14 protein-coding genes and 2 pseudogenes are annotated in these 13456 nt (G+C 71.1%); 7 read left to right on the top strand and 9 right to left on the bottom strand.

From position 1 onward, the window contains the following. Positions 1 to 236: 236 nt before the first annotated feature. Genes A6A29_RS10940 through A6A29_RS10955 form a run of 4 tightly spaced genes read right to left on the bottom strand, consistent with a single transcriptional unit; the run spans position 237 to position 3265 of the window. Positions 237 to 851: a GTP-binding protein gene (locus tag A6A29_RS10940; RefSeq protein WP_073719832.1), complete on the bottom strand. Its 615-nt coding sequence runs from the start codon at positions 849 to 851 to the stop codon at positions 237 to 239. Beyond that, on the bottom strand, positions 832 to 1203 hold the full coding sequence (locus A6A29_RS10945) for a DUF742 domain-containing protein (protein WP_073719833.1): 372 nt from the start codon (positions 1201 to 1203) through the stop codon (positions 832 to 834). Before A6A29_RS10945 ends, A6A29_RS10940 begins: the two co-directional genes overlap by 20 nt. Continuing rightward, positions 1200 to 1607 carry a roadblock/LC7 domain-containing protein gene (locus A6A29_RS10950; protein ID WP_073719834.1) on the bottom strand — a complete coding sequence of 136 codons (408 nt, stop codon included), beginning with the start codon at positions 1605 to 1607 and terminating at the stop codon, positions 1200 to 1202. The genes A6A29_RS10945 and A6A29_RS10950 overlap by 4 nt, the downstream gene beginning before the upstream one ends. Continuing rightward, positions 1604 to 3265 (bottom strand): sensor histidine kinase, encoded by a 1662-nt coding sequence (locus A6A29_RS10955; protein ID WP_073719835.1) that lies wholly within the window; start codon positions 3263 to 3265, stop codon positions 1604 to 1606. Before A6A29_RS10955 ends, A6A29_RS10950 begins: the two co-directional genes overlap by 4 nt. Before the next feature lie 383 nt (positions 3266 to 3648). Between A6A29_RS10955 and A6A29_RS10960 the strand changes: the two genes are divergently transcribed. After that, a complete protein-coding gene (locus A6A29_RS10960; RefSeq protein WP_241838416.1) occupies positions 3649 to 4593 on the top strand; it encodes an IclR family transcriptional regulator in 945 nt (314 codons plus the stop codon). A gap of 48 nt (positions 4594 to 4641) precedes the next feature. Here A6A29_RS10960 and A6A29_RS10965 read toward each other — a convergent pair whose 3' ends face one another. The 3 genes and pseudogenes from A6A29_RS10965 to A6A29_RS10975 form a co-directional block, all read right to left on the bottom strand. After that, positions 4642 to 5148 carry a MarR family winged helix-turn-helix transcriptional regulator gene (locus A6A29_RS10965; RefSeq protein ID WP_073719836.1) on the bottom strand — a complete coding sequence of 169 codons (507 nt, stop codon included), beginning with the start codon at positions 5146 to 5148 and terminating at the stop codon, positions 4642 to 4644. Beyond that, a complete protein-coding gene (locus A6A29_RS10970; RefSeq protein ID WP_073719837.1) occupies positions 5145 to 6848 on the bottom strand; it encodes an FUSC family protein in 1704 nt (567 codons plus the stop codon). The genes A6A29_RS10965 and A6A29_RS10970 overlap by 4 nt, the downstream gene beginning before the upstream one ends. Next, positions 6845 to 7045: pseudogene (locus A6A29_RS10975) on the bottom strand (cupin domain-containing protein); the annotation flags it as partial. The gene A6A29_RS10970 and the pseudogene A6A29_RS10975, both read right to left, overlap by 4 nt. Positions 7046 to 7075: 30 nt before the next feature. Here A6A29_RS10975 and A6A29_RS46375 point away from each other — a divergent pair. Further along, positions 7076 to 7483, top strand: a pseudogene (locus A6A29_RS46375) (solute carrier family 23 protein); the annotation flags it as partial. 82 nt (positions 7484 to 7565) lie between these two features. Beyond that, the gene (locus A6A29_RS46380) at positions 7566 to 7748 is read left to right on the top strand and encodes a hypothetical protein (RefSeq protein ID WP_073719838.1); all 183 of its coding nucleotides are present in this window, start codon (positions 7566 to 7568) and stop codon (positions 7746 to 7748) included. A 71-nt stretch (positions 7749 to 7819) separates the two neighbouring features. Here A6A29_RS46380 and A6A29_RS10990 read toward each other — a convergent pair whose 3' ends face one another. Next, a complete protein-coding gene (locus A6A29_RS10990) occupies positions 7820 to 8728 on the bottom strand; it encodes a phospholipid scramblase-related protein (protein ID WP_073719839.1) in 909 nt (302 codons plus the stop codon). Positions 8729 to 8799: 71 nt separating this feature from the next. Here A6A29_RS10990 and A6A29_RS10995 point away from each other — a divergent pair, with 71 nt between their 5' ends. The 4 genes from A6A29_RS10995 to A6A29_RS11010 all read left to right on the top strand — a co-directional run bounded on the left by A6A29_RS10995 (position 8800) and on the right by A6A29_RS11010 (position 12089). After that, the gene (locus A6A29_RS10995) at positions 8800 to 9228 is read left to right on the top strand and encodes a hypothetical protein (RefSeq protein ID WP_107468191.1); all 429 of its coding nucleotides are present in this window, start codon (positions 8800 to 8802) and stop codon (positions 9226 to 9228) included. A gap of 129 nt (positions 9229 to 9357) precedes the next feature. Then, positions 9358 to 10026, top strand: coding sequence for a DUF3105 domain-containing protein (locus A6A29_RS11000; protein WP_073719841.1), 669 nt, complete (start codon positions 9358 to 9360; stop codon positions 10024 to 10026). Positions 10027 to 10067: 41 nt separating this feature from the next. After that, positions 10068 to 10703 (top strand): DUF305 domain-containing protein, encoded by a 636-nt coding sequence (locus A6A29_RS11005; RefSeq protein WP_073719940.1) that lies wholly within the window; start codon positions 10068 to 10070, stop codon positions 10701 to 10703. Between the two features lie 150 nt (positions 10704 to 10853). Further along, positions 10854 to 12089 carry an ROK family protein gene (locus A6A29_RS11010; protein ID WP_073719842.1) on the top strand — a complete coding sequence of 412 codons (1236 nt, stop codon included), beginning with the start codon at positions 10854 to 10856 and terminating at the stop codon, positions 12087 to 12089. Between the two features lie 147 nt (positions 12090 to 12236). Here the strand turns inward: A6A29_RS11010 and xylA are convergent, their stop codons facing one another. Beyond that, on the bottom strand, positions 12237 to 13406 hold the full coding sequence (xylA, locus tag A6A29_RS11015) for a xylose isomerase (RefSeq protein ID WP_073719941.1): 1170 nt from the start codon (positions 13404 to 13406) through the stop codon (positions 12237 to 12239). Positions 13407 to 13456: the final 50 nt, after the last annotated feature.

Here is a 13456-nt window from a genome sequence, read left to right on the forward strand (position 1 = left end):
CAGGCAAGGGGCGCGGACGAGGGGCGCGCCGACCGATCGGCGCGCGGGGGTGGTGCCGCGCGGGACAAAGGCGCGCGCAGGGGTGTGCGCGCGCCTTTGTCTTCAGTTGGTGCGTCGGGTGAACAGCCGGCGGGCCCGGTGCCGACGGACGTTGTCCGCGGGCGATCTCCGCAGGCGATCTCCGCGGACGTTGTCCGCAGGCGATGCCATCCGGTCGGAGTCCGCGGCCGAGATCCTCAGGTGAGGGGGACGGCCAGGCTGTGCAGGTAACGCATCAGAGTCATCAGCACATCGCGGCTGGATGTCCGCGTCCGGGCGTCGCAGTCGATCATCGGGATCTCGTCCGCCAGGTCGAGGGCTCTGCGCAGGGCCTCGACCGGGTGGTGCGGTGCCTCGGGGAAGGTGTTCACGGCGACGACGAACGGGACACCGCGCTCCTCCAGCCGGCCGATCACGTCGAAGCTGACCTGAAGCCGCCTGGTGTCGATGAGGACGACGGCGCCGAGGGCCCCTTCGAAGAGTCCGTTCCACAGGAACCAGAAGCGTTCCTGGCCCGGGGTGCCGAACAGATAGAGGATCAGTTCCTCGCTGAGACTGATCCGGCCGAAGTCCATGGCGACGGTGGTGGCGGTCTTGCTCTCCACACCGACGTTGTTGTCGACGCCGATCCCGGCCTCGGTCATGGTCTCTTCGGTCGTCAGCGGCCGGATCTCGCTCACCGAGCCGACCATGGTGGTCTTGCCGACCCCGAACCCGCCGACGATCACGACCTTCACCGCGGCGTTGGCCGTGGTGGGAAGGACGTCCTCGCTGCGGGGTCCGGTGATCGTGTCAGAGTTTCTGAAGTCCATGCATCACCGCTTCGAGAAGGGACCTGTCGGGCAGGGTGGCTCGGACGAGAGGGGCTCGCGACTCGATGAGTTCGGTCGCGAGCAGATCCGTCAGGAGCGAAGTGACCACGCTGAACGGCAGGCTGAGGTAGGCCGAGATCTCGGCGACGGATAAGGGTGCCCGGCAGATCCGCAGGATCGCGGCCTGCTCGGGCTGGCACGTCGGCGTGGGCTCGGCGTGCGCCACGACCATGGTGACCAGGTCGAGCGAGGCCCGCCCGTCGCCGTCGAGTTCGCCGGTGATCACATACAGCCGTTCCGGATCGCTCAGCGCCGGATCGGCCTTGCGGCGTTCTCGTCGGGGAGCATTCATCCGGACTGCCTGTCGTGGCGCGGCGGACTGGTCAGATGGGCGCCGATCCGGACGACCAGATCACGCATGCGGGCGCCGACCATCCCGGCGTCGATGGTCTGACCGGCCAGAACCGCGAGATACGCGCCGGTCCCGGCCGCCATCAGGTAGAAGAACCCGCCGGTGACTTCGATGACGACGAGCTTCATCAGCCCGTCGCTGTAAGGGATTTCGGTGGCGACAGCCGCGGCCAGGCTCTGCAGTCCGGCGCAGGCCGCCGCGAGGCGGTCGGCGACGTCGGGGTCCCCCCCGTGCATGGCGATGCGCAGACCGTCCGACGAGAGCACCACGATCTGGTGGATGCTGGGCACGTCGTCGGCCAGTTCCTTGAGCATCCAGTCCATGTTCCCGCGCTGCTGGATCACTTCAGGTCTCCCTTGTCCCACGCATCGTCAGAGTCCTCGCCGTTCCTGGGTTCCTGCGGCACGCCGTTGACGGCCTTGGTGAAGGCCTCCAGCCAAAGGCCGGGGGGCTTCTCCTCGCCCCTGGCGGGCCCGCCCTCCTCGTCGCCCGCCGCACCCCACCGGCCGGCGTGCCCGCCGTTCGCGGAGTCGACGACGGGCTGTACGGGCTGCGGCGGGAGGTTGTGCGAACCGAGCGGGGCACGGCCCCGGCTGCGGCGCTGCGGAAGACCGCCCTCCGTCCACTCGGTCACGATCGGGCCGTCGTCCTCCATGGCCGATGGCGTGGCGACCGGATGCGGCGAGGGTCCGGACACCGATCCCTCGGGGAGACCCGCGACCACGGAGGGCGGCAGGCCGGTGGACGGGGGCTTCGGCTTGCGCTTGCCGGGCGGCGGCACGACGTGCTGGAGCTGTGTCATGTCCAGCGAGCTGTTGGGCCGCGAGGTGGCACCGATGCCGTGGGCGATGCCGGGTGCCGGACCGGTGGTGATCATGTCGCGCGGGACGATCAGCACGGCACGGACCCCGCCGTACGCCGACTGGCGCAGCGACACCTGGAGTTGGTACATGCGGGAGAGGCGGCCGACGACGGCCATGCCCAGGCGCGGGGACTCCCCGAGGTCGTTCATGTTGATGCCGGCCTGGGCCTGCGCCAGCATGTTCTCGGCGCGGGCGCGGGCCTCCTCGCTGAGGCTGACGCCGCCGTCCTCGATCTCGATGGCGATGCCGGTCTGCACCTCGACCGCGGTGACGTGCACCTTGGTCTGCGGGGGCGAGTAGCGGGTCGCGTTGTCGAGGAGTTCGGCGCAGACGTGGATGAGCGGCTCGACCGCGGTCCCCACGATGGCGATCTTGGAGATCGAGTGCAGTTCGATGCGCGGGTATTCCAGGATGCGGGACATCGCGCCGCGCAACACGCTGAACAGCGGTACGGGCTTGGGCCACTGGCGGCTGGGCCGGGCTCCGCCGAGTACGGAGACGGAGTCGGCGAGCCGCCCGATCAGCGCGGTGCCGTGGTCGATGCGGAGCAGGTCGTCGAAGACCTCGGGATTGCGCCCGTAGTGGTCCTCCATCTCGCGCAGTTCGCTCGCCTGACGGTTCACGATGGCCTGGACCCGCCGGGCAACGGCGACGAAGGCGCGCTGCGCCGAGTCACGCCGCGCCTCTTCGCCGTCGATGATGTCGAGGACCTGGAAGACCTGCTCGCGCAGCGCCTTGGGCAGGTGCCGGTTGGCCACGTCCGCGTCGAAGACGTCGCGCATCACCTCTTCGGGTGAATTGCCCACGCGCAGCTGTCGGATCGCGGCCGGCATGACCTCCTTGGTGAGCCGCACCGTCTCGGCCTCGTGCGACTGAATGCGGTGTTCCAGGTAGGCGATGCGCTGTTCGTACTCGGCCCGCTGGACGCTCATCGCGCGTCGGCGGCGGTTCAGCGCAACGGCGAGCGCGGAGACCACGATGGTGGCGATCGCGCCGCACACGGCGACTGGTATCCGCGCGATCTCGGTCACCAGCGCCGCACCGGCGGCAGTGGCGCCGACGAGCAGCACCACGGGCAACAGGACTACGCGGACAACGGGAATTTCTCGGTCGGTCGGCGGTGATTCAACACGGACCATCTAAACCCTCTGGCGGTTGATTCCGGGATGTATGCATGCGTGTGCGGATACTGCGGATACTCATGAACAAGTGCTCGAATTCGTATCAACTCGACTTCACTGCGCGTGAGCTTAGCCAGATCAGAACAGTGCTTCGGCATATTCACCCAACCCTCTGCGCGAGGACTCCGGCAGTAATACACTCACCAGTTTTTGCACTCAGCGCCGTCGAGCATGTGCGGGGAGTGACGACAGGGGGGAAACGGCCGAAACTTTCCGCATCCGTACCTCACAGAAGGACAGCAGCGGCATCCTGATGACCCTTCATGTCCAGGAGACCCATCGCGTACCGCAGAGCAGGACAGGGGCACATGTGAGCGAACCGGATCGAAAGGAGCAGATTAGTGACCGCCGGAAGGGTGGACGTCAAAATGTCCGTGGTCACGAACCGCTCGGTCGCCCGTGCGGGCCGCCGATCGCGGTCGAACGAGAACGGCGCACGGGGCCGCAACTCGCGTACCCACAACGGCCCGAGCCCGCGTCACCCACGGGCCGGCCTCACGTACGGCACGAACGGGAGCGGCATGACGGCGGCACGCGACTACACCATCGAATCGCTGGACACGGGTCTGCGGCTGATGCGGCTGTTCCTCACCCATGACACCCTCACCGTCACCGGGGCCGCCGAACGGCTGGGCGTCGGCAGGTCCACCGCGCACCGGGTGCTCAGCACCCTGGAAGGCCGGGGTTTCGCCATCCGGGACACCTCGGGCCGCGGCTACTCGGCGGGGCCGGAGCTGGTGCGGCTCGGCCGCCCCGCGGGCTTCGGCACGGCGGTCCGGCAGCAGCTCGTGGCCGTGCTGGAGGACGCGGCACGACGGACCGGCGAGACGGTACAGAGCGTCGCGCTGATGGGTGACCAGATCATCGTCACCGACGGCCGGGAGTCCTCCCACCCGGTGCGGGTGATGCTGGAGAGGGGGCGCACCCACTCCGCGCACGCCACCTCCGGCGGCAGGATGCTGCTCTCCCGGATGACGACGGATCAGGTGTGCGCCCTGTATCCGTACGAGGAGTTGGAGCCCGTCACCCCGCACACCCTGGCCTCCCGCACGGCTCTGCTGGCCGAGTTGGACGAGATCCGTGCGGCCGGGCACGCGTTCAGCCGGGGTGAGCCGGTCCCGGGGATGTACACCGTCGCGGTGCCACTGGCCGGGTCCAGCTGGCGCGACCGCCTCGCCCTGGTGGCATCGGCCCCCGCCGACCGCTCCGGGGACAGCGCCCTGGCCGAACGGGCCGGGCTGCTGCGGCAGTCGGCCGCGCTGCTGAAGTCCGGGCACGGCCTCTGACCCCGGGAGCGGGGCGATGGCCGGGGCGCCCGGCCGGGCGTCCCGCCGTCAGCGCCGGGCTCCGCCGATACGTCCCTCCAACTGCACCAGCAACTCGCTGAGCTGGGCGCTGAGCAGGCTCCGGGTCCGGTCGTCGAGGCCGGAGAGCACCGCACGTTCGTACGCGAGCTGCTCGGGCAGCAGCCGGTCGACCAGGCCGAGGCCCTCCTCGGTGAGACGGACATGGGCGACCCTGCGGTCGCGGTCGTCGCCCCGGCGGTCGATGAGGCCGCGCTCCTGGAGGGCCCGGAGCCGTTTGGTGACGGCGGCGCCGGAGGAGAAGGTCTCACGGGCCAGTTCGCCGGGGGTCAGCTCCCGGTCGTTGCGGCGTACGGCTCCGAGCAGGTCGAACTCGGCGCGGGTCAGTCCGGCGGCGCGCAGCGGGGCGTCCTCCGCCTGCTGGAGGAGCGCGGCGCAGCGGTTGATGCGGCCGATGAGTTCCATCGGTCCGGTGTCGAGCTCGGGGTTGACGGCCCGCCACTGCCGTACCACCGAGGCAACGATGTCGTCGGTCACACCGCTCCGTTCTCCGGGGCGAGGGCGATCAGCCCCCGCCGTTGTGCTGTCGCGGCGAGCGTACGGTGTCCGGCCCGCTCGGCCGCGAGAAGCTCCTGCTCGGGCAGGGCGCGCTGCCACCACTCGCCGGCCGCGGTGTCCCCGGCCTCGCGGAGTTCGACGAGTGACCCGGTCAGGCGGCGGCGTGCCCGGTCCAGGGAGGCGGGGCCGGAAGCGGGGTCGGCGAGGGTGCGTACGGCGTGGGCGCGGGCGGTGCCGGTGGCGGCGAGGGCCTTCTCGACGCGACCGGCGGCCCGCCGGTTGGTGACGAGCATCGCGGCGAGGAAGCCCACGGAGGCGCCGACGAGGGTGTCCAGCACCCGGTCGCCGATGAGTTCTCCGGCCGGGTGGGTGCCGCCGAACTCCAGGACCAGCAGGGCCATCGGGGTAACGGCGACGGAACCGAGCCAGTAGTTGCGGGTGATCAGGGCTTCCGCGGCGAAGCTGAAGAACAGGACGCAGCCGATGAGGGCGAGCGGACCGGTCCGGGTGAGGGGGAGGACGGCGGCGAAGACCAGCACGCCGAGGAGGTTGCCGAGGGTGCGCTGGAGGGTCCGGTTCCAGGACAGGGTGACATTGGCCTGGTAGAGGGAGGCGGCGGTGACGATCGCCCAGTAGGGGCGTCCGACGCCGAGGGCGGCGCAGAGATATCCGGCGAGCGCGCAGCCGATCAGCGTCCGGGCGGCGACGGGCAGCAACGGGGAGCCGGGGGCGAGGGCGCGCAGCAGGGTGCGACGGGCGTCCCGGCGGCTGTCGGCGCGCCGCAGCTCGGCCCGTTCGGCCTCGATCCCGAAGAGTTCGTCCGCGGTGCCGGGGGCGGCCGGCGGAGTGGGGACCGGGCCGCGGGCGCGGGTCGCGGCGGCCCAGGCACGCAGCCGCTCGGGCGGGACGGCGCCGGTGCGGCCGGTGAGCGCCGAGCCGGCGAGGGCCGCTTCGGCGTGCACGACGAGCCGCTCCAGGGCCTGTCGTACGGGGGTGGGGCGGCCCGTGGTGAGCAGGGACTGCCAGGCCATGTGCACGGCGGCGGCCGCGGCGTGCCGGGTACGGGGGCCGGGGTCGGCGGCACACGCGGCCGCCGCGTCGAGCGCGCGGGCGGTGGCCCGGCGCTCGGGGCCCTCGCGGCGGATCAGCGCGGGTCCGACGGTGACGAGCCAGGAGACGGCGCCCGCGGCCAGGGTCAGGGCGAGGTGGCCGGGGATCTGTCCGAGGTGCTGCGGTGTGAACAGCGCGGCGGAGGTGACGAAGGTGAAGATCACATGGCCGGGCGGACCGATCCGGGTCGCGTCGCAGAGCGTCTTCTGGGCGGCGGCGAGGAGTGCGGCGACCGCGATCAGGACGGCGGTCGAGCCGGTGAGCGAGGCGGTGAGCAGCGCTGTCGCGAGACCGGCGAGCATGCCGAGCACGACGCGCGCCACGGTTCCGGCACGCCGGGCGTACGGCAGGCTGTGGCCGTACAGCGCGCACAGCGAACCGGCCATCGTGTACATCACGAGGTCCAGCCGGTCGACGGCGAAGAGCAGCAGATTCGGTACGGCGGAGGCGACGACGACGCTCAGCGCCGGCTTGAACCAGGTGTCCGAAGGGCGGGCGAGGCGGAGCGCACCGACCAGCGGGAGTCTGCGGACGGAGGGCTGCCGGGATCGCACAGGTGTATCACTCACCCATATACGTTAACAGGTATTACACCTGTAAAAGATACGCCGAGGCCGCCCGCGCAGTAGAGCGTGTCGCCCCGTTCCAGCCGGTAGAAGTTGCCGTCCGCCTCGACCTCCGCGGCACCGTCGGCGACGTACAGGATCTCGTCGTTACGGTGCCGGAACTCGCGGCCCCAGTCATGGGCGCCGGTGAACTCCAGCGCGTCGCGGCCGTCAGCGGCACGACGTTCCACATGGCGCAGGGTGCCGCCTTCGCGCTCCCGGACCCGTTCCCGTACGGCACACCGCACTTCGATCTGCTGGCCGCCGTCCCGCTGCTGGTCTTCGCGCTCGCCTCGCTGGCGGAGGCGACCGGGCAGACGGTGCTGAACAGTGAGGCCGTGGGGCGTACGCCGGACGCGGCACGCGACGTACCGCGCATCTCCCGCGCCGACGCGGTGGCCTCGCTGGGTGCCGGAGTCTTCGGTACGTCGCTGATGGTGACGAGCGCCGAGAACATCGGCATCGTTCAGCTGACCGGGGTGCGCAGCAGGTTCGTCACGGCGGGCGCCGGGGTGCTGCTGATCGCGTGCGGGCTGATCACTCCGCTCACCCGGCTGCTGGCCGCCATTCCGGAGCCGGTGGTCGGGGCCGCGGGCCTGATCATCTACGCGGTGATCGCGACGATGAGGTTCGGGATGCTCAGCCGGGAGAACCTCTCCGCACGGGACCAACGGCATCGTCGTGGCGCTGGCCCTGTGCGTCGGGCTGCTGCCGGTCTTCGCGCCCGAGATGTACGCGGGGCTGCCGGTGTGGGCCCGCACGATCTTCGGCAGCGGGGTCGCCGCCGGGGCGTTGGCCGCGGTAGTCCTGGCAGCGGTGTTCAGCAGACTGGGCCCGCCGCAGGACAAGCGCGACGCGGCCTGAAGTCCGGTACGACATGGCGGTGCCCCCGAACGCGGACGGTTCGGAGGCACCGCCATGTCCGCGACCGCGGGTCAGCCGAGGCCGCGGGAGTCCTGCTTGAGTGCGGTGTCCACGGTCAGAGCCGTCGCGACGACGAGACTCAGGAGCGGCTCGGGCAGCTGGTAGTGGATCTGCAGCACGTAGTTGTCCGCCGTGGTGAACATGGTCTTCGCGAGACCTTCCCAGGTCTTCGTGATCCGGGCGATCTCGGCGTCGTTGTGGTCGACGATCGCGAAGTTCCAGGCACGCCAGTTCTCCGCCTTGATGGCACCGACCTTCCGGCCGTCGGCCATCATCGCGAAGTTGATCTTGCCGATGGCGTTCTGCTGGACGATCTCGCCGACCGGCTGTCCGTCGGGACGCTGGACGACCACCCGCGACTTGATGAACTTCGCGGGGCGGGTCAGCAGCAGCTGCGGCACACCGTACGCGTCACGGATCTCCAGCCGGTGCGTCAGGTACTGGTCGATGCTGGAGACGAACCGGAGCACCTTGCGCAGGGCGCTCTGCCCGACCTGTACGACCGAGCCGATGGTGGCGCCGTGCTGGTCGAAGACGCTGTACTCGTTCGTGACCTCGATCAGTTTGGCCTTCTGGTTCACCACCAGAACCTGCTGGGTGAACAACGAACCGGCACCGGGCGCGGCCTGCTGCTGCGGCGCATGGGCCTGCTGCGACAGGTGGGCCTGCTGAGCCGCTTGAGCCTGCTGCGGCACGTGGGCCTGCTGGGCCTGCTCCGGTGCGTGGGCCGGCTGAGCCTGCTGAGCGGCTTGCGCCTGCTGGACCGGCTGGACGGGAGGCTGGGCCGGAGCCGCGGCCTGCTGTCCCTCGGCCGGGTGCGTGTGCTCGGTCCACTGCGAGCCGTCCCAGTAACGCAGCAACTGGGGCGCGCCGTGGGGATCCGGAAACCAGCCCGCAGGTATGTTCGATTGCATCGTCACCGGGGCACACTATCCCGCGAACCTGTGACCCACACTCCTTGAACCTTCATATACCTACTACGATGGCGGCGATGAACAGTCTGAGCGCGCGGACCGACCGGAGACCGGGCGGCGTACGCGTGCCCGCCTCGCTGGGCTGGGTGTTCGTCCTCCTGGCGATGTTCTTCTGCTGCTCGCTCACCGCCCCGGCCGCCGCCGCGCCTTCGACGGGCGCCCACGGCACGGCCGCGGCGCACACGATGACTCCGACGCCCGAGGCGGAGGCCGCCCGCGTGGTCGCGGACGCCCCCGCCGACCGCGGCATGGGAACCTCCTGCCACGGCGCGTCCGACCACTCGAAGGCCGTGGTGCTGCCGGGGCCGTCCGCTCCCGTCGCGCTGCCCTCCCCCGTGGCCGTGGTCCCCGTCGCGCCGCTCACCGGCGCGGCCGCCATCCGCGGCCCCGCCAACGACGGTGTGCGCGCCGTCGACCACCTGCGTCTTCAGGTCCAACGGATCTAGAGGTCCGGGTCCGTCCCCCTTTCCACCGCGTTCCGGGCAACTGCCGGAGCGCCGGGGACGGCCGCCCGTATGCCCTCTTCCCTCCATGCATCACCACGTATGCATCCCGTTCGAACCCGAGGACCCTCCATGGCTTCCGCCAAGAACACGTCTTCCCCCAAGAACCAGAACAGCTCCACCGCCGCGCGCCGCGCCAAGCTCGAAGAGGCGCGCCGCAAGGAACGGGCCCGCGAGCGCCGCACCCGGATCATCACCATCAGCGCCTCCGTGGCGGTGGTCGCCGCACTCGTCGCCGGGGGCGGGTATCTGATGGCGCAGGCCGACGAGCAGGACAAGGCCGAGGAGCAGGCCAAGTCCTCCCCCGTGACGGGCGAGCGCAGCTGGGACAAGCTGACCCAGAACCATGTGGACAAGCCGGTCTCGTACCCGATGAACCCGCCCGTCGGCGGCGACCACAACCAGGTCTGGATGAACTGCAACGCCGACGTCTACACCGAGGCGATACCGAAGGAGAACGCCGTCCACTCCCTGGAGCACGGCGCCGTCTGGGTCACGTACAACGAGAAGGCGAAGCCGGCGGACATCAAGGCTCTCGGCGAACGCGTCTCGTCCACCCCGTACTCGCTGATGAGCCCTGTCAATGACCAGGACGCCCCGCTGATGCTCAGTGCCTGGGGCAAGCAGGTCACGGTGAAGAGCGCCTCGGACGCCCGCGTCGCGCAGTTCTTCACCAAGTACGTCCAGGGCCCGCAGACGCCGGAGCCGGGCGCCGCCTGCACCGGCGGGCTCGCCAAGTGACCGCCGGCACGCGCTCGGGCGATTCGGGCGGCTCGGTCCGCATGGTCGTGGCGGGAGCAGCGGTGCTGCTGGTGGCTCTGGGGCTGGTGGCGCTGATGGTGGTACGGCCGTCCGCCGCGTCCCCGTCGGATGCCTCGTCCTCCCCCGGCTCGTCGTCGCAGTCGGCGCCCGCCGAGAACTCGGTCGACGCCGGATTCGCCCGGGACATGTCGATCCACCATCAGCAGGCCGTCGAGATGTCGTTCATCGTCCGGGACCGCACCGACGACGAGGGCGTCCGCCGTCTCGCGTACGACATCATCAACACGCAGGCCAATCAGCGCGGCATGATGCTGGGCTGGCTGGAGCTGTGGGAGCTGCCGAAGAGCGCGTCCGGAGCTCCCATGAAGTGGATGGGGCACACCGTCACGCCCCGGGGCGACGGCTCGCTGATGCCGGGCATGGCCACCGACGCGGAGCTGGACGCGCTGCGGTCGGCCGAGGGCCGGAAGGCGGAGGTGCTGTTCCTCCGGCTGATGACCGTTCACCACCGTGCGGGCGCCGACATGGCACAGGCGGCGGCCGGTTCAGCGGGGACGGAAGCGATCAGGAATCTGGCGGCCGGCATGGTGCGCGGCCAGGAATCGGAGATCGGGCTCATGGCGGACCTGCTCAAGGCGCGCGGCGCGACGGCCTGAGCGCAGGCCGGGAACCAACAGCCCGGCCGGGGACGGACCGTGCTCCGGGCCGGGGCGGGGAGGGCGGGCGGCGTGGCGGAAGCCGGCCGCCCTCCGGTCCGTGACGAGTCCGCTCTCCCCCGCCGGGCATCACATAGGCTCGGCGACGACATGAAGAGCAACCTCACTCCGCTGGGCCCCAAGGCCGACAAGGACACCGTGCGCCGGAACAATCTGAGCCTGGTGCTGCGCGCCGTCCGGGACGAGGGCGTGGCCGGCGAGGCGACCAGGGCGGGCGTGGCCGCCCGCGTCGGACTGACCCGGGCCGCGATCTCCTCGCTGGTCGAGCAGCTGCTCGACAGCGGCTTCCTCACGGAGTCGGGCAAGACCTTCAGCGGGCAGGCCGGGCGTCCCGGTACGGCGTTGAAGGTGGCGCGCACCGGTCCCGCCGGACTCGGCGTGGAGATCAACGTCGACTATGTGTCGGTCTGTGTCGTGGACCTGGCGGGCACCGGACGGGTCCGGCAGACCGAACACCTCGACAACCGGGGCGCCCCGCCCGGTGAGGTCCTGGCGCGGGCCGCGCGGATCGCGGCCCGGACTCTGGAGTCGGCGCGCGAGCAGGAGCTGCGCCCGGTCGGCGCGGCACTCGCGCTGCCGGGGCTCGTCTCCGGCGGCTCGGTGCGCCAGGCGCCCAACCTGGGCTGGAACCGGGTTCCGGCCGAGGAGCTGTTCGCGCGCGCGCTCGCCGAGCTGCGCCCCGACGGTGCGGTGCTGCCGGTGAGTTCGGAGAACGAGGCCAATCTGGCGGCGCTGGCCGAGCTGTGGTTCGGCGGGCTCGGCGAGGTCCGGAGCTTTCTGTATCTGACCGGTGAGATCGGCGTCGGCGGTGCGCTGGTGATCGACGGGGAGCTGCTGCGCGGCGCGCACGGCTTCGCCGGGGAGATCGGGCATGTGGTGGTGGACCCGGCGGGTCCGGAGTGCCGGTGCGGATCGCGGGGCTGTCTGGAGCAGTACGCGGGTCAGACGGCACTGTTGCGGGCGGCCGGGATCGAAGGCGCCGGGGGTGGTGCCGGGGTGGTGGAACTGGAACGGCGCGCGCAGGCCGGGGACGCGCGTGCGGTGGCGGCGGTCGCCGGGGCGGGGCGGATGCTGGGGCAGGTGCTGTCGGGTGCGGTGAATCTGGTCGACCCGGACGCGGTGGTGCTCGGCGGGATCTACCGCGGCCTGATGCCGTGGCTGTCGCCGCCCGCCGACGAGGAGCTGACCGGCCGTGTGGTCTCCGGCCTCTGGTCCCGGGGCGGCGGTCGGCTGCGCGCGTCGTCCGTCGCGGGGGACGCGGCTCGGGGCGCGGCGGCGCTGGTGGTGCAGAACGTACTGGCGGATCCGGTGGCGTACGCACGGTGAACCCGCCCGGCGATCGGGTGCGGGGCGGGTACCGGAGTGCGGTGCGGGCCCGCCGCCGGAGTACGGGGCGGGACGTCCGCCGAAGCGGGGTGCGGGCCCGCCGCCGGAGTACGGGGCGGGACGTCCGCCCGGCGGGATCGGGGGGCTCTAGATGCCCAGCAGGTGATCCATGGCCAGTTGGTCCAGGGCTTCGAAGGCCATACCGCGTTCGGCGGCGGCCGTGACGTCGAAGTCCTCGTACGCCGAGCGGTCGGCGAGCAGTCCGGCGACGCCGTCCTCCGCGGTGGGCCGGGCCAGTTCGTCCAGGCGGGAGGCGTGCAGGGCTTCCTGTACGGCGGGGTCGGCCCGGAAGGCGGCCGCCCGCTCCTTGAGGATCAGGTAGTTGCGCATGCAGCCCGCGGCCGAGGCCCAGACACCGTCGTAGTCCTCGGTCCGCGGCGGCTTGAAGTCGAAGTGGCGCGGGCCCTCATAGCCGCCCGTCGACTCCAGCAGGTCGACCAGCCAGAACGCCTGGCGCAGGTCACCGGCGCCGAAGCGGAGGTCCTGGTCGTACTTGATGCCGGACTGGCCGTTGAGGTCGATGTGGAAGAGCTTGCCCGCCCACATGGCCTGGGCGATGCCGTGCGGGAAGTTCAGCCCGGCCATCTGCTCGTGACCGGTCTCCGGGTTGACGCCGACCAGTTCGGGCCGCTCCAGGCGTTCGATGAAGGCGAGGGCGTGGCCGATCGTGGGCAGCAGGATGTCGCCGCGCGGCTCGTTCGGCTTGGGCTCGATGGCGAAGCGCAGGTCGTAGCCCTGCTCGGTGACGTAGTCGCCCAGCAGGTCGAAGGCTTCCTTCATCCGGTCCAGCGCGACCCGGACGTCCTTGGCGGCACCGGATTCGGAGCCCTCGCGGCCGCCCCAGGCGACATAGGTGGTGGCGCCGAGTTCGACGGCGAGATCGATGTTGCGCAGCGTCTTGCGCAGTGCGTACCGGCGGACGTCCCGGTCGTTGGCGGTGAACGCGCCGTCCTTGAACACCGGGTGGGTGAAGAGGTTCGTCGTCGCCATGGGCACGACGAGCCCGGTGGCGTCCAGCGCCTGCCGGAACCGCTTGACGATTCCTTCACGCTCGGTGTCCGTCGAGCCGAACGGGATCAGGTCGTCGTCGTGGAAGGTCACTCCGTAGGCGCCCAGTTCGGCGAGCCGCCGCACGGAGTCGACCGGGTCGATCGGGGCCCGCGTCGCGTCGCCGAAGGGGTCGCGACCCTGCCAGCCCACCGTCCACAGACCGAAGCTGAACTTGTCCGCCGGAGTGGGAGTGAAGCGTTCCGTCATCGCCTGGCCGCCTTCGGGTACCGTCGGTCCGCCGACGGGCACACCGGCCG

Source organism: Streptomyces sp. TSRI0281 (assembly GCF_001905125.1).
Classification (GTDB): Bacteria; Actinomycetota; Actinomycetes; order Streptomycetales; family Streptomycetaceae; genus Streptomyces.